Below are 14968 nucleotides of genomic sequence, written 5' to 3'. Positions count from 1 at the left end.
TGACGTGGCCTTTTGGTTAACATCGCTGAAAATGCTGGGTGCCAGGCGCATCGTCTGGAGATTGTTTTGAGAGGACGCCTGGATGTTGAAAGCGCGTCCGCCGCTGAAGCGTTTCCTGCCCCGCATTCCCTGGCTCAACGTCCTCGGGGTGGTGGCGATCGTTTTCGCCGCGACCGCCCTTGTGGTCAAGAACGTCCCCGCCGCGGGAGCCAATCAAATCCTGAACGTCTCCTACGACCCCACGCGCGAGCTGTATGCGGCGATCGACAAGGCGTTTATCCCGAAATATCGGGCGCAGACCGGCGTCACCCTGGACATCAAGGAGTCGCACGGCGGTTCGGGCCGCCAACTCAGGAGTGTTCTCGACGGCACCCAGAAAGCCACCGTGGTGTCGCTGGCGTTGATCAGCGATATCCAGACGTTGAGCAAGCACGGGCTGATCGCGCCGGACTGGCGGCAGCGCCTGCCGAATAGTTCGGTGCCGTATACGTCGACCGTCGTCTTCGTTGTCCGGAAGGGCAATCCCAAGGGCATTCATGACTGGCCCGATTTGGTCAATGCCGGCGTTTCCGTGGTGACACCGAATCCGCGCAGCTCCGGCAACGGCCAGCTGAGCGTTCTGGCTGCGTGGGGTTCGGTGACCACTCGCGGCGGTACCCCGGCCCAGGCGAAGACTTACGTGAAGTCGCTGCTGCAACATGTGGCGGTGTCCGACGCCGGTGCGCGCAGTGCGGGCGACAGCTTCACCCTGGCCAAGATCGGTGACGTGCAGCTGACGTGGGAGAACGAGGCGCTGCGCGAGGTCGCCGCCAATTCCGACGATCTCGAGCTCGTCTATCCACCGGTCAGCATCCGGGCCGAACCGGCGGTGGCCTGGGTCGACGCCAACATCACCGAGCCCAAGACCGCGACCTACGCCAAGGCGTATCTGGAGTACTTGTTCACCGATGCCGGACAAGAGCAGGCCGCGCAATTCGGCTATCGGCCGTTCAAACCGGAGATCCTCGCCAAACACGCCGACCGCCTGCCCCCGCTCGCGCTCTTCGGAATCGGCGAGATCGCCAAGGACTGGAGCGATGCGCGCGAGCAGTTCTTCGGCAGCAACGGAATTCTCGACACGATCTCGGCGCCGCCCGCCTCGGCGGCGGGGGCCTAGCGGAAAGACGTGGGCAAGGTGGGCTTCGCGCTGAATTACGACTCGGTGAAAGGCCGGCATGACGTCATCGCCGGCCTGACCGTCGCCGCCATCTCCTTCCCTCAGGCGATGGCCTATGCGCTGATTGCCGGTGTCGATCCCAGGTTCGGCGTGTATTCGGCAATCGTCGTCACGATCGTCGCCTCGATTTTCGGGTCGTCCTCGCATCTGATCAACGGGCCGACCAGCGCCATATCGTTACTGGTTTTCACCGCGCTTGCCTTCATCGATTCGGAAAACAGCACCCAACTGTTCGAAGGTCTGTTCCTGCTGGCTGTCCTGGTCGGCGTGTTTCAGATCGTGATCAGCTTGTTCAAGCTCGGCAACCTGACCCGCTACATTTCGGAGTCGGTCATCATCGGTTTCATGGCGGCCGCCGCATTTCTGCTGGCCGTGGGACAGCTGGGCAACGCGCTGGGTGTGCGCGACAAGGGCAACGGGCACATGCAGGTGTTGCACCGGGTGTGGCTGACCCTGTCGCACGGCGATCACGTCAACTACCGCGCCGTGATATTGAGTACGGCGGCAGTGGTTTTGGCCGTTGTTCTGCGCAAGCTGGTGCAGCGGTACGGTTGGCCGCAGATCGACATGCTTGCGGTGCTGATCATCACCTCGGTGATCGCCTACCTGGCGGGATGGTCGATTCCCGGGGCCGGCGGTCATACCGCGGTCTCCGTGGCCGCCAAGATCCCGCGCAGCCTGCCGAGCGCGCATGTTCCCGAAGTCCACACCGAGTTCCTGCCACACCTGTCCACCGGCGCGCTGGCGATCGCCTTCGTCGGCATCATCGAGGCGTTGTCGATCGCCAAAGCCATTGCCTACCAGACGCAGCAGAAGATCGACTACAACCGGCAGATCATGGCCGAGGGCCTCGCGAACCTGGCCGGCGGCTTCTTCCAAAGCCTGCCGGGCTCGGGCTCGCTGTCGCGGTCGGCGATCAATTTTCAGTCCGGCGCCAAAACGCGATTCTCCGGGATCGTCTCGGCCGCAACGGTTGCCGCCGCGCTGCTGTTGTTCGCGCCGCTGTTGCGTTACGTGCCGCAGCCGGCGCTGGCGGGCCTGCTGTTGGTCACCGCGGTGCGGCTGGTCGACTTCAAGCGCCTGATCTACACCGTCAAGGCATCGCGTTACGACGCGGGCTTGGTGATCGTTACCGCATTCACCGGTGTGGCGATCGATCTCGACAAATCAGTCCTGCTGGGTGTGGTCCTGTCGATCCTGTTGTTCGTGCCCCGTGCTGCCAAGCTGAAATCCCGGGAACTCATTGTTACGCCTGAACGCGTTGTGCGCGAGCGCATTCCGGGTGAAGACGCGGACCCGTTGGTAGTCATCTATGACTTGGAAGGTGAGCTGTTCTTCGGCGCCGCACCGGAATTGGATCGCTACCTGTCCGAGATCGGCAAGCGGATCGCGGATGACGAGATCAAGTTCGTGGTGCTGCGGCTCAAACGGGTGCGCCACCCGGACGTCGTGTGCATCGAGCGCATCGAGCACTTCCTCCGGGAAGAGACCGCACGCGGTGTCGCCGTGCTACTCGCCGGAGTGCGTCCCGACACGCTCGGGGTGCTGAACAATGTCGGATTCCAAAGTTGGTTCACCGCAGAGCATGTCTTCCCCGAAGAGGACGAGGATTTCTCGGCGACGCTCAAGGCGGTGCGTTACGCTCACAGCGAGTTGGCTGACTTGAAATTGAGGGCACCGTCCCCGATCGGGCCCGAGCGGACCAACTTCTACTACCTGGTCTAGCCGCCGGCCGCGGCCACCCTTGCTCGCTCCCTCATCGAGGCGACTACTCCGCCGTCGTTGAGGATGTCGGTGCCGGTGAGGTAGCCCGCTTTGTCGCTGGCGCAGAAGGCGAGTAGCTCGGCCATCTCCTCCGCCTTGCCCCACCGCGGGACGGCGAAGTCGGCAACCATTGCCCCGGCGCCCGCCTGCTCCTCGAGCCGGCCCATCTCGGTGTCGACGGACCCCGGTGAGAGCGAGACGATGCGCAATCCCCGCGCGTTGAATCGCTCGGCCTGCGACTCGCTGTACCACTTCACAAAGCTCTTACTCACGGCGTAGGCGAAACCGGAACGCGCGTCCTCGGGAATGGGGTCGCACGTCGCCATCATCGCGTCCCAGAAGGCGTCGCCGTCGCTGAGCGCCAGCGGAAATTGCGCTGTCGGAACAAGTTCCGCGGGCAACAGGTGGGCCGCCATCGACGCCACGTTGACGATCACGGAGCCCTCGCCGGCCGTCGCGTAGAACACCTCGTTGACGTTGACGGTGCCGACTGCGTTAGTGCGCATCACGTAGTCGGCGGAGCCCATGCTCGGGCTTACTCCCGCGGTGTGGATGACCGAGTCCAGCGTCCCGAGGTTGCTCGCGTTGTCCAACAACTCGGTGACCGCGTGCCGATCGCTCACATCACAGTTGACGACGGTGGGATCCATCCCGAGTTCTTTCAGGGTTGCGGCTGCGTCGTCCAGCCGTTCCTGCCTGACATCGCAGAGCACTACGGCGTGGTCGCGCCCGACGATTTTGGCTGTGGCCAGACCCATGCCACCCGCGCCGCCTGTGATCACCGACACTCGATTCATACCTGGACGCTATCGCAGCCCTTCGAGCAGTTGGCGCGTGCTACGTCGGGAGCACCGACTCCTCGGCCGGGTGGTGCGGATGACCGGCATGCCGGACGGCCGTTCCGAGGAACGGCGCCTGCAGGGTGGCAGCCACGTGGCGGCGGTTGACGATCAGCCCGCCGATGGTGATCACGGCGTAGACACCGCAGAGCACCAGTCGCTCTGAGGTCGAGGTCAGCGGGAACTGAACGATGAACAATCCCAGCAGCGTCCACGCGGCCGCCCGGCCGAAGCGCAGCGCCAGGATCACCGCGACACCCATCAAGGTCTGGGCGGCCGTGAGCAAGATTTCCTCGAGCTGGCGGGAGTCGAGCTCCAGGGCGAAGCCGCCACCACCGAGCATGTGGGCGACCGGCAGCGACCCGATCAGCAGCGTCCACTGGTTGACCTTCGATGAGATCAGCGTGGCGATGGCCGCGGTGCCCTTGCCGCGGGCGGCGAAGATGGTCGCGATGATGAACTCGGGCGCCTCGGAGGCCAACGGTGCCAGCCACTGCACCAGCAGGAACCGGTCGATGCCCAGCTCGGTGCCGGCGGCGACAAGATTGTCGGCAAATGGCTTGGCACACAGCAGGATTACTGCCCCGGACACCACGAACAGGCCGACTACGACGATGCGACGGGTCCGGTCCGACAGTTCACCGAGAGCTGCGGCGGTACCGACCAGGTCGGGCTCTTCGACGTCGCCGTGGCTGACTTTGTACAGGTAAAAACCGAACCAGGCCAGCAGCGCCAACCCCAGCGTGAGGTGGATTTCGCCGGCGGCCGGAATCGCGAATGCGGCAATGCCGGCGATCATCAGGAACCCGAGTTCGACGCGATTGGCGGGCTCCAGTGTCAGGCCGGTCGTTTTGCCCGAGCCGACCCGTCGCGCCGCCACGATGCTGACCAGCACCACGACCGGCCAGCCCAGGCCCATCAACAGCCGATTGGATCCGGTCATGTTGGCCGCCGCGTACTGGGTGTATTCCGGGTTGTGACCCGACACGAATGCGTAGTAGAGGTCCACGGCGTATTCGGGCAGCACCGCGACCAGGGCGAGTACCGCGATCGCCAGTCCGCCGGAGACGTCGATCTGCGCCGCCTCGGCGGCCCACGCCAGCAGGAAGCTGGCCGACACGACCGCGGCGCCGAAGATCAGCAGGGCGAGTACCGGGTCCGGACGCAGGCCGATGACTCGGACCACGACCGCGGGGGCGATGAACATCGCGGTGATCAGTGCTGAACGGAGGAGGGTCCGCCGCGGCGAGCGTGCCGTCGTCGGAGCCGAGGCGATGGCCCTGTCAGTGGCGAGCATCGTCATCCTTCACTCTGGGTGCCGATCATGAATGGCTACTTGGCTCGCGGCCGTGGCTTGACCTGCCCGCCAAAGGTACCCCGCTATACCCAGATCCAGCAACGTTGTGAGTATGCCACGCGGCGCCGGTCGGCCACCTATATTTGCTGGCCAGAGTACTCAATATCGAAAGTTAGGCTCAACTAACTTCAGATTGTGGCAAACCGATCTAGGGGTCTTGCGGGGACTCTGGGGGCTTTGGGACGGATTCGGGGGAGTGTTCGGTCAGCCTGGGGAGCAGCCGTGGAACGTCAACGTCCACTACGACGCATTGCTGGAGCCCAGGGTTCCGTCCGACGCCCTGCGAGTCCTCGACATCGGATAGGGCGTCGGCCGCGCTACGGCCGCTTCCTGATCGCCCGGGTCAAGCCCGCCGGGGCAAGTCGCTAGTGGTCTGGACCCATCGCGGCAACCGCGGCTTGGGTGAACATTTCGACTGCCTGCTTCCGCGTAAGCCCCGCGATCATTTGCGCGCCGGCGCGCATCATGTCGCCGGCCATCCAGGTCGGCCCATTGGTCAGGTTCTCGAACGCCTCGGCAATGACCTCGTCCGCCGAGCATGCACCCGCCGGAATCTCGTCCAGCGAACTTATCTGGCCACGGCTGTATTCGAGTTCCCGCAATGCGGGCGTGTTGGTCTTGGCCAGCATCAGACCGAGTACATCGACGCCCTTGGGATGCAGTTCGGCCCAGAGCGCTTCGGTGAAGACCATGTCGAATGCCTTGGATGCGCCGTAGGCGACCATGTTGGGGCTGCCGGCCAATGCGGCGCCCGAGGAGAAGATGACGATCCCGCCGCTGCCTCGCTCGACCATCGCGGGGGCGAAGTGGTGGCATAGCTGCATTGGCACCATGCAGTTGCGCTGCACCATCGCCTCGGCGGCTTCGATCGAATTATCAAGAAAGTGCTGATAATTCGGGTCGGCACCCGCGCAGTACACGAGGAAGCCGATCTCCAGGTCCCCGGTCGCTTCGGCGATTGCGCTGGCCGCGTCCGAGCGGGCGAGATCGATCGCGAGAGTGCGGGTTTGGGCGCCCGTCTGGGATTCGATCTGGGCCGCAACCTGATCGAGGACGGCCTGCCGGCGGGACAGCAGCACGACGTTCACGCCGCGCTCGGCGAGGCCCGTGGCGAATGCGGCACCCACGCCGTCCGAGGCGCCGGCCACCAGAGCCCACGGTCCGTATTTGGTTGCGAAGGTCATCGATTCACCCCTGCTCCGTCATTGGCCCGAATGCCGTGATGCGCACCTGGGTGAAGCGCCGTCGCGCGATGCGCCAGCCATCGGCGGTCCGGACGATCTCGTCGTCGTAGAAGCCCCAGGCGTTGACGCCGGATTGGTTGTCGCCCATCATGATGACCGCGTCGATATAGGTTCGCGCCGTTGCTTTGTCGCCATCGAGGGTGATGGCCTGATTGGATAAGCGGTGCAGGGTATGACCCGCCATCGCGTGCGTCTTGTCCATGAAGTCGGTGACTTCGTCCACGCCACGCCAGGTGCCGATCTCGCCGTAGTCGAGTTCGCAATCGTCGCTGAACAGGGTGCGGAACAAGGGCCAGTCGCGACGATCGATCCCGGTGGCGTAGCGCACCAGCAGATCGGAGATGTCCTGCCGGTCTTCTCGTTCGGTCATGCGATGTCTCCGTTCGGGTGGACCACGATGCGCGGTGGCCCGTCGGATCGGCGGGCGAGATCGAGCGCGTCGGGAACCTCGTCGAGGCCGATCACCTTCCCGACGCTGGGAAGCGGATCCAGCTCCCCCGAGGCGATGGCATCGAGCGTTCCGTACCAATCCTGGGGGTGCGGTCCGCCGCCGAATTGGATCGTGACGCCCTGGCGGGTCGCGGTGGTGATGTCCAGGGTATCCCCGGTGTACCAGCCGCCCGCACAGTAGATACGAGTCAGCATTTCGGCGGATTCGACAATATTCTGGATCAGGCCCGCGGCACCGACGCACTCGAATACGACTGCGGGGCCGGGCAATCCACGCTCGGCACGAACATCTCTGAAGGCGTCGAACGGCGATTTCTCCGCGGGATCGACGACGACGTGCGCGCCGAAGCTGTCTCGGGCCAGTGCGCGCCGATCGGCCTTGTAGTCCGCCACGATGATCGGCTCGATGCCGCGGGATGCCAAGGCGGCGACGGCCGAGAGGCCGATCGCCCCCGCGCCGATGACGATGGCGATCTCGCCCGCTTGGATGTCTGCCGAGCGCACGTAGAACTCGCCGACCGCGAAGGCATCGACCACCGCGATGGCGTCGCTGCCAATGTCACCGGCGACGGCTTTCGCGGCCGCCTCCGAAATCACCAGCAGCTCACCGAAACTCCCCTGCGCTTCGGGGTGCTGGCCGATGATCCGCACCCCGCCGGCCCCGCCATCCACCAGGCGTATCGGTATCGAGGTCACCCGGGTGCCCACGGCGAACTGGTCCGAGCAGCCGGGTCCATGTCCGATGACCTCGCCGACGAATTCGTGGCCGAGCACGATGTCGCGATCCGTGTCGTACAGCGAACGTCCGGTCGGGTCGTCGATGGCGAGTTCAGGGTGGTCCATGAAGTGCACATCCGAGGCACAGATCGCGGTGCTCAGCGTGCGCAGCAGCAGCTCACCCGTCCCGGGCTCGGGGTCGGCCGTCTCGCGGACCGTCAGCCGACCGTCTCTCAAAACCACAGCACGCAAAGCGTCTGCCTCATTTTCTCGAATAATCGAGTTAATCTGTCGAATGTTCGCTATAACTGTAGGAACCCGGTCTCAAAGGAGTCAAGCCATTCGCGGATCCACCTCGGCGCCGACCGCGCGGGTACTCGACGTTGTCGAGTTGCTGGCGCGGTCCGGAAACACGCGGATGCGCTTCTCCGACATCGTGCGCGAGCTCGACCTGACGCAGGGGACGGTGCACGCGATCCTGAAGACGCTGTGCGATCGTGGTTGGGCCAGCCGGGACCCCGTCGCGAAGACCTTCTCGCTGGGACCGGCGCTCGCCGTGGTGGCGGCGCGGATGGACACCGCTCGGCCGTTGGCGCACGCCGCACGTTCGGCGGCGCTGCGACTTTCCCGCGAGGTCGGCTACGCCGGTTCGGTGGTCGAGCGGTTCGGCGATTCGTTGGTAGTCACCGCTTTCGAAGGCGATCCCGCCACCCAGCCCGCGGGGATACCCGGCGATCGCATCCCGTACGCGCCGCCGTTCGGCGTCGCTTTCGCCGCTTGGGACACCGACGAAGAGCAGCGCGCGTGGATTCGTCGCGGCACGGGCAGCAATGCCGATCGCATCCAGCGGCTGGAACGCATCCTCGCGCATACCCGCGAGCGTGGGTTCGACGTCGACTGGACAACGCCCGCGCTGGCTCAGGCCGTCCAGGTGGTCGGCACGTTGGACAGCAACGAAATGCCGACCCCGGTCCGGCACATTCTGGACCAACTGCTCGTCGAGTTCACCACCATCGGGTTCTTGTCGGACGACAACCCCGGTCGCCGCAAACAGCCCGTGGTGACCATCGCCGCACCGGTTTTCGACCGCCGCGGCCAAGTCGCCATGATGCTTGCCGTGCACCCGCTGTCTCCGCTCAGCTCGCGGCAGATCCAGGTCATCGGAAACAAGCTCACCGCGGAAACGACGACGATCAGCGAAGCCCAGCAGCACCCGCCGGTGGTGGACCTCGAGGAGCACACCGGCGCGCGTCGCCGCCGGGCCTAAGGTCTCAGGTGGCGGCGGAGGGCGAAAAGCGATGGCACATCAGTATGTTGTGGACGATCTCGCAGGATTCGTCGTCGGTGCCGAGCCGTCGGACCTGAGTGCGCACCCACGGGCGCTGCTGAAACGCAACGTGCTGGACAGCATTGCCTGCGCCGTCGGTTCACTCGACGGTGAACTCATCGCGACGATCCGGGAGCACACCGGACAGTTCAGCGGCAGCGCCTCGGCGACGCTCGTCGGTGGTGGCCGGGCCTCGGTGGATCAGGCCGCATTTTTCAACGCGGTGCTGGTGCGCTATCCCGACCTGCTCGACACGTACCTGACGGTCGGCGGCCTATGTCACCCGGCCGACAACTTCGGTGCCGTCCTGGCGATGGCCGAGTACGTCAATGCCACCGGCGCCGATTTCCTGCTCGCTCTCGCGGTCGCCTACGAGGTCCAATGTCGTTTCAGCGCACAGGTTCCCGTGATGGCGCGCGGCCTCAACCACGCGCTGCAGCTGGCGATGTCGGTTGCGGCCGGATCTGCGAAGTTACTCGGGCTGGACGCCGAGCGCACCGCGCACGCGATCGCGGCGGCGGCGGCCGACAACGTCTCGGTCGCCGCGGTCCACGCCGAGCCGGTTTCGAACTGGAAAGGCATTTCCCCGGCCATCACCGGCATGCGCGCGGTGTACACGACGATATTGACCGGCCGTGGGATCACCGGGCCCAGGTCGTTGTTCGAAGGCCCGCACGGGCTGGTCCAACTCTTCGATCAGCCAATCGATTTCAACACCGCCGACCGCGGACTCACGGCGGTCGAACAGACCTACCTCAAGCAGTACTGCGCACTGATCCACGGACAGGCCATCATCGACGCGCTCTTGGCGATTCGGACGGACAACAATCTGCGCGGCGACGACGTCGCGCGGGTGACCGTCGAAGTCTTTCAGACCGCGTACGACATCGCCGGTGGGGGAGCCTACGGCGCCAAAGACCATCCGCAGACCAAAGAACAGGCCGACTACAACCTCAAGTACCTCAGCGCCGTTGCGCTGCTCGACGGTGGAGTGGGCCCCGAACAGCTGGAGAACGAACGTGTGCTGCGCAGCGATGTCCAGGAGTTGCTGGCTCGCGTCGACGTCGTCGCCGCGGCCGACCTCACCGCGGACTATCCGCAACGTACCGCGACGCGGGTGTATGTCCGCACCCGCGATGGACGGGAATTCGCGCGCGAAGAAAGCGATTACGAGGGATCACCAACCCGGCCGATGACGTGGGACCGGGTGGTGGACAAGTTCGGATGGCTTGCCGAGCCGTTCTGCGACGAGTTGCTGCGGGCCGACATCGTCGCTGCCGTCGAACATATCGACGAGATCGCCATCGGCGAGCTCACCGGACTGTTGGGCGCGGTGAGCGCGGTGCCGCAGCGTCCGCGCAGCCGGCCGCGGTTCTGACCCGCGCGCCCTCTTGCATCGTTTGCTGCCCGCGTTGAATGATCGTCCATGCGCAAAGATCGCGGCATCAACCGGTGGGAGCTAGTCACCTGCGCGCTCGCAGGCCACGTCACCTACGCGCCCGAAGAACAGCGACTGGCCGACCGGCTCAGCGGCACCACCGGACTCGGCGAGGTCTGGCGCTGCCTCCGCTGCGGGGAATTCGTCATCGGCGAGCCGCATGGCCGAGGTCACGCTGAAGACGCCCCGATGATCATGCGCGGCAAGGCCTTACGGCAAGCCATCATCATTCGTGCGCTCGCGGTCGAGCGCGTGTTCCGGGCGGTGGTGATCGCGCTCGCGGCGTACGCGGTGTGGACGTTTCGCGGTGCACGGGGATCCATCCAGGCCACCCTCGATCGCGACCTGCCGATCTTGCGGGCCGCCGGATTCAAGGTCGACCAAATGACGCTCGTGCACGAGCTGGAAAAGGCGCTGGCCGCCAAACCCTCCACGTTGGCGCTGCTGACCCTGATGCTGACCGCCTACGCCTTGATCGAGGTGCTCGAGGCTGTCGGCCTGTGGTTACTCAAGCGCTGGGGCGAATATTTCGCGGTGATCGCCACCGCGGTGTTCCTGCCGTTGGAGATCCATGACCTGGCCAAGGGCATCACGATGACGCGCCTGGTTACGTTCAGCATCAACATCCTGGCGGTGATCTACCTAGTGGTCTCCAAACGGCTGTTCGGCGCGCGTGGCGGCCGCAAGGCCTACGACGAGGAGCGACGCGGCGAGCAGCTGCTCGACGTCGAGCGGGCCGCTATGACGACCTGACGGTCACGTCTTTGGGCTGATGAAAATGCCCTCGGCCGCCACGGTGACGCCGTCCTCGTCGGCGATATGACCGACGGAGAACGTCTTGACCCCTTCGATGCGGTCAATGTGCGCTTCGGCCCGCAAGGGACGCCCCAGCGCCGTACGGCGCCGGTAACGCAAGGTCAGGGTGCCGGTGTAGGCAGGCCGACCCAGCTTGTGGGCCGTCGCGCCCAGCACGTGGTCGAGGATCAGGGCAGACACCCCGCCGTGAGCGTGCTCCGGCGGGCCTTCGTATGCCGCGCCGAGGGTGAACTCGGACCACACCAGTCCGTCGGCTTCGTGATGGAGCACCAGCGGTGGGGCGACCGGGTTGCGCAGACCGACCACCGCGTTGCCCCATGCGATGGTCTCGCCGTCCGGTGTCACCTGTACACCGAAGGGTCCCGGCCGCGCCGAGGAGCTCAATTCGTCTGCGGCACTGTCGATTTTGGCCTTGGCAGCCGCGACGGTCGAGGGATCGGCTTCGGTCCTGATGCTGAGGTCGACGAGTCGCCGGATTGACTCGGCCAGCGGACCGTAAACCGATTCGAGCCGGCGATAGTCAATGCAGAGCATCTCGTCAGACATATAGGCAACCTAACAGTCCGTTCGCAACGCGGCGGCCCCGCATGTGGCACACTGGAACCGTCCAGCGTTGGGCTTAGGGGATTTCCCTTGTGGCAGCAGCATTTTCGCCAGCGTGAATCCAACCTTGTGTCGTCGGCGTACCACGATGCCGTGGGTGTGCCGGGCGCCGCGATTTCTGGGCATCAACCGGATTAGCCCTGGTCAGGGCGGTCCGCGGAAGTGGTCGACGGGACAGCGCGCCCGGGAATGTGCGCCACGCCACAAACCGCATTAGCACTGCGTTTACCCGCTTGCTGCACACTTGTAAAACAGCCGCGGTGAAATTGACGAGTCGGCTGACTAGGCCGGTGGAGGAGGGGTCGAGACTGTGCCAACACTGCAGACCTTGATCAACCAGAGCGCTACCAACCTTGACGTAGTTGCCCCGATCAAAGCGCGCGCCTGTGACGCGCTGAACCTTGTGCGCAGAAGCAAGTCGCGCGGGCAGGGAGATGACTCGCGCGTCATGCGCCGAGGTGCGGAGCGCTGCTGACCCCCTGACCGGGTCGATACAATCGCCGGCGGTACCAGGGCCGGTGCGCGGCGATTGGAGTTCGAGTTGCGCGGGAGCGGATCGCGGTGACGATCGGCGTCATTTGCGCAATCCCGCAAGAGTGGGCCTATCTGCGCAGCATCATGTCGGAAGCGCAGCGCGAACAGATCGCACAGACCACGTTCGAGACCGGCGAACTCGATGCGCACCGGGTGGTGCTGGCCGCGGCCGGCATGGGCAAGGTCAACACGGGGCTGGTGGCAACGCTGCTGGCCGACCGATTCCATTGCCACACAATTGTTTTCACCGGGGTAGCGGGCGGACTGGATCCGCGATTGCACATCGGTGACATCGTGATCGCCGACCGGGTGGCGCAGCACGACTTCGGGCTCATCGAGGACGGGCGGCTAACGCCTTATCAGCCGGGGCATGTTCCGTTCATCAACCCGACCGAGCGCTTCGGCTACCCGGTCGAACCCGAACTCTTCGATCGCGTCACACGCCGTCTGGAGGGATTCACCCTTCCGGCGCTGCCCCCGGCGGCGGGCGGTACCGGCACCCCGCCGGCGATCACCTACGGCACCGTCTTGACCGGTGACCAGTACCTGCACTGCGAGTCCACCCGCAGCCGGTTGCACGACGACTTAGGCGGCCTCGCCATCGAAATGGAAGGCGGCGCGCTCGCGCAGGTCTGCGAGGCATTCGGCATTCCCTGGCTGGTGATCCGTGCACTATCCGACCTGGCCGGCACCGACTCCGGCGTCGATTTCAATCTCTTTGTCGAGCAGGTCGCGATCAGTTCGGCGCGCGTCCTGCTGCACCTGCTCCCGGCGCTGGGCTGAGCCGGCCGTCTTCCGCGGCGCGCTCACGTTCGCGCCGGCGGGCCCGCGAGGCCCGCAGATTCGCGACGTTGCCGCACGTCTTCACGCTGCACCACACGCCACTGTTGTTCTTCGAACGGTCGTAAAACGTCGACTCGCACGGGTGGTTGTGGCATTGCTTTAGTCGTCGCCAGGTGCCGGCCTGCTGGCTCAGCAGGATCTCCCCCCAGAGCGCCGAGGCCAGCCAGCGCCACCCGCTGCCGGCGGGCTCCAGCCGGACCTCACCGTTCTCGGACACCGCGAGCGACGCGGAAATTGGGGCCGTGCCCGGCGCTTCTCCGCGCACCAGCTGCGCGATCGTGGCGCGCAAAGCGCGAAGCTTCGGTAGGTCCGCGCCGGTGACGGCAGGCGGCTCGGCCGGAACGCCGCGGAGCTCCGCCCAGGTCGGTACCGCACCGGCCAACCAATCCTGCGCGAGCGTGGTGTCGGCGAGGAGATCGGGCTCGTCGGCCGTGTTCAGGAAGTCGTGGACAAACCCAAGGCCGCCGGGCGCTGTAGCGAGTTCGAAGCGGTGTGACGCAGGCCATTCAGACATAACCAAATTCTACTTGACTATGTCGCATCAAGCAATTACCGTGACAGAAGCAAAGCTATTTCACCTAAGTCAAGGAGTACGGATCATGGTCAACATCAAGGGATCGACGGTCGTGGTCACCGGCGGACAGCGCGGACTCGGCAAGGCCATCGTGGACGAGTTTCTGAGCCAGGGCGCGGCCAAGGTCTACGCCACGGCGCGGTCACCCAAGCCCAGCGACGACCCTCGCGTCGTCAGCGTAGCGCTCGACGTTACAAAGGCGGATTCGGTTGCGGCACTGGCGATTGTGGCCTCGGATGCCGACATCGTGATCAACAACGCCGGCGTCCTCGGTGCGCCCAAGCTGGTCACCAGTGACATCGACGAGGTTCGAGAGGTGTTCGAGACCAACTACTTCGGTGCGCTTCGGGTGGCCCAGGCGTTCGCGCCGGTGCTGGCCGAAAACGGCGGCGGGGCGCTGGTCAACATCAGCTCCGTGTTGGCCTGGGTGGGCGGCTTCGGCGGCTACGGTGACTCCAAGGCGGCCATCTGGTCGATGACCAACTCGCTGCGCATCGAGCTGGAGAAGCAGAACACGCTGGTCACCTCGGTCCACCTGAGCTACACCGAGACCGACATGACCACCGCGTTCGACGTGCCGAAGAACGACCCGCGAGATGTGGCACGGCAAATCGTCGACGGCATCCGCGACGGCCAGGTCGAAGTGCTGGCCGACGAGGACAGCCGCCAGGCCAAGGCGGCGCTGTCGAGCCCGGCCCAGCTGGTGGGCGCGCACTGAGAAATCACGTGATGGGGGTCGGCATGATGCCGGCCCCCATCGGCGTGCTCGGCGTGCTTGGATTGGCGTATGGCTGATACCGATCCCGAAGGCATTGTCAGCGCCACGCGCGCCATCTCGGCCAGCGCCGAGCGAATCTTCGAGCTGATCGCCGAGCCGTCCAGCCAGCCCAGTTGGGACGGCAACGACAACCTCGCCTCGTCGGCTCCCGGGCAGCGCGTCCGCGGCGTCGGGGACGTGTTCAAGACGACGTTGACCAACGGTGCCGTGCGGGAGAACCACGTCGTGGAATTCATCGAAGCGACCAAGATCGCCTGGCAGCCTGCGGAACCCGGAAAGCCGCCGCCCGGCCACCTGTGGCGCTGGGAGCTCAGCGAGATCAACTCGACCCTGACCACGGTCACCCACACCTACGACTTCACCGCGCTGACCGACGCGAAGCGGCTGGAGAAGGCGCGTTCGATGACGCCCGAGATGCTGCGCGAGTCGATGGACAAGCTCGCCATGCTCGCCCAGCGCTTCGAGTAA

The 14968-nt window shown here is 65.3% G+C and carries 15 protein-coding genes; 8 read left to right on the top strand and 7 right to left on the bottom strand.

The genetic code is table 11. From position 1 onward, the window contains the following. Nucleotides 1-82: 82 nt before the first annotated feature. Both LMQ14_RS27120 and LMQ14_RS27115 read left to right on the top strand, forming a co-directional pair. Nucleotides 83-1156 (top strand): sulfate ABC transporter substrate-binding protein, encoded by a 1074-nt coding sequence (locus LMQ14_RS27120; RefSeq protein WP_267732672.1) that lies wholly within the window; start codon nt 83-85, stop codon nt 1154-1156. Between the two features lie 18 nt (nt 1157-1174). Next, nucleotides 1175-2941 carry a SulP family inorganic anion transporter gene (locus tag LMQ14_RS27115; protein WP_267735703.1) on the top strand — a complete coding sequence of 589 codons (1767 nt, stop codon included), beginning with the start codon at nt 1175-1177 and terminating at the stop codon, nt 2939-2941. On the opposite strand, the gene LMQ14_RS27110 is transcribed toward LMQ14_RS27115, so the two are convergent. The 5 genes from LMQ14_RS27110 to LMQ14_RS27090 all read right to left on the bottom strand — a co-directional run bounded on the left by LMQ14_RS27110 (nt 2938) and on the right by LMQ14_RS27090 (nt 7830). Next, the gene (locus LMQ14_RS27110) at nt 2938-3777 is read right to left on the bottom strand and encodes an SDR family oxidoreductase (RefSeq protein WP_267732671.1); all 840 of its coding nucleotides are present in this window, start codon (nt 3775-3777) and stop codon (nt 2938-2940) included. The genes LMQ14_RS27115 and LMQ14_RS27110 overlap by 4 nt on opposite strands. Before the next feature lie 40 nt (nt 3778-3817). After that, nucleotides 3818-5122, bottom strand: coding sequence for a sodium:proton exchanger (locus LMQ14_RS27105; RefSeq protein ID WP_267732670.1), 1305 nt, complete (start codon nt 5120-5122; stop codon nt 3818-3820). Nucleotides 5123-5541: 419 nt separating this feature from the next. After that, nucleotides 5542-6360, bottom strand: coding sequence for an SDR family NAD(P)-dependent oxidoreductase (locus LMQ14_RS27100; protein WP_267732669.1), 819 nt, complete (start codon nt 6358-6360; stop codon nt 5542-5544). Between the two features lie 4 nt (nt 6361-6364). Next, nucleotides 6365-6790: a nuclear transport factor 2 family protein gene (locus LMQ14_RS27095; protein WP_267732668.1), complete on the bottom strand. Its 426-nt coding sequence runs from the start codon at nt 6788-6790 to the stop codon at nt 6365-6367. Continuing rightward, nucleotides 6787-7830 (bottom strand): zinc-binding dehydrogenase, encoded by a 1044-nt coding sequence (locus tag LMQ14_RS27090; protein ID WP_267732667.1) that lies wholly within the window; start codon nt 7828-7830, stop codon nt 6787-6789. The genes LMQ14_RS27095 and LMQ14_RS27090 overlap by 4 nt, the downstream gene beginning before the upstream one ends. 97 nt (nt 7831-7927) lie before the next feature. On the opposite strand from LMQ14_RS27090, the gene LMQ14_RS27085 reads away from it, so the two are divergent. From LMQ14_RS27085 to LMQ14_RS27075, 3 genes are read left to right on the top strand one after another with little or no spacing between them, the layout of a single operon-like run. Then, nucleotides 7928-8854, top strand: coding sequence for an IclR family transcriptional regulator (locus LMQ14_RS27085; protein WP_267735702.1), 927 nt, complete (start codon nt 7928-7930; stop codon nt 8852-8854). A gap of 49 nt (nt 8855-8903) precedes the next feature. Beyond that, the gene (locus tag LMQ14_RS27080) at nt 8904-10292 is read left to right on the top strand and encodes an MmgE/PrpD family protein (protein ID WP_267732666.1); all 1389 of its coding nucleotides are present in this window, start codon (nt 8904-8906) and stop codon (nt 10290-10292) included. A gap of 48 nt (nt 10293-10340) precedes the next feature. Then, nucleotides 10341-11105 carry a DUF2127 domain-containing protein gene (locus LMQ14_RS27075; protein ID WP_267732665.1) on the top strand — a complete coding sequence of 255 codons (765 nt, stop codon included), beginning with the start codon at nt 10341-10343 and terminating at the stop codon, nt 11103-11105. A 3-nt stretch (nt 11106-11108) separates the two neighbouring features. Here the strand turns inward: LMQ14_RS27075 and LMQ14_RS27070 are convergent, their stop codons facing one another. Then, nucleotides 11109-11714, bottom strand: coding sequence for a PaaI family thioesterase (locus tag LMQ14_RS27070; protein ID WP_267732664.1), 606 nt, complete (start codon nt 11712-11714; stop codon nt 11109-11111). Nucleotides 11715-12326: 612 nt separating this feature from the next. On the opposite strand from LMQ14_RS27070, the gene LMQ14_RS27065 reads away from it, so the two are divergent. Continuing rightward, nucleotides 12327-13088 (top strand): 5'-methylthioadenosine/adenosylhomocysteine nucleosidase, encoded by a 762-nt coding sequence (locus LMQ14_RS27065; protein ID WP_267735701.1) that lies wholly within the window; start codon nt 12327-12329, stop codon nt 13086-13088. On the opposite strand, the gene LMQ14_RS27060 is transcribed toward LMQ14_RS27065, so the two are convergent. Beyond that, nucleotides 13042-13662 (bottom strand): CGNR zinc finger domain-containing protein, encoded by a 621-nt coding sequence (locus LMQ14_RS27060; protein WP_267732663.1) that lies wholly within the window; start codon nt 13660-13662, stop codon nt 13042-13044. The two genes, LMQ14_RS27065 and LMQ14_RS27060, sit on opposite strands and share 47 nt — an antisense overlap. Nucleotides 13663-13747: 85 nt before the next feature. Here LMQ14_RS27060 and LMQ14_RS27055 point away from each other — a divergent pair, with 85 nt between their 5' ends. Both LMQ14_RS27055 and LMQ14_RS27050 read left to right on the top strand, forming a co-directional pair. Continuing rightward, complete coding sequence (locus LMQ14_RS27055; RefSeq protein ID WP_267732662.1) at nt 13748-14440, top strand: SDR family oxidoreductase; 693 nt, start codon at nt 13748-13750, stop codon at nt 14438-14440. A 69-nt stretch (nt 14441-14509) separates the two neighbouring features. Further along, nucleotides 14510-14968 (top strand): SRPBCC family protein, encoded by a 459-nt coding sequence (locus LMQ14_RS27050; protein ID WP_267732661.1) that lies wholly within the window; start codon nt 14510-14512, stop codon nt 14966-14968.

Source organism: Mycobacterium sp. Aquia_213 (assembly GCF_026625985.1).
GTDB lineage: Bacteria > Actinomycetota > Actinomycetes > Mycobacteriales > Mycobacteriaceae > Mycobacterium.
This window is presented reverse-complemented; position numbering and strand designations above follow the sequence as displayed.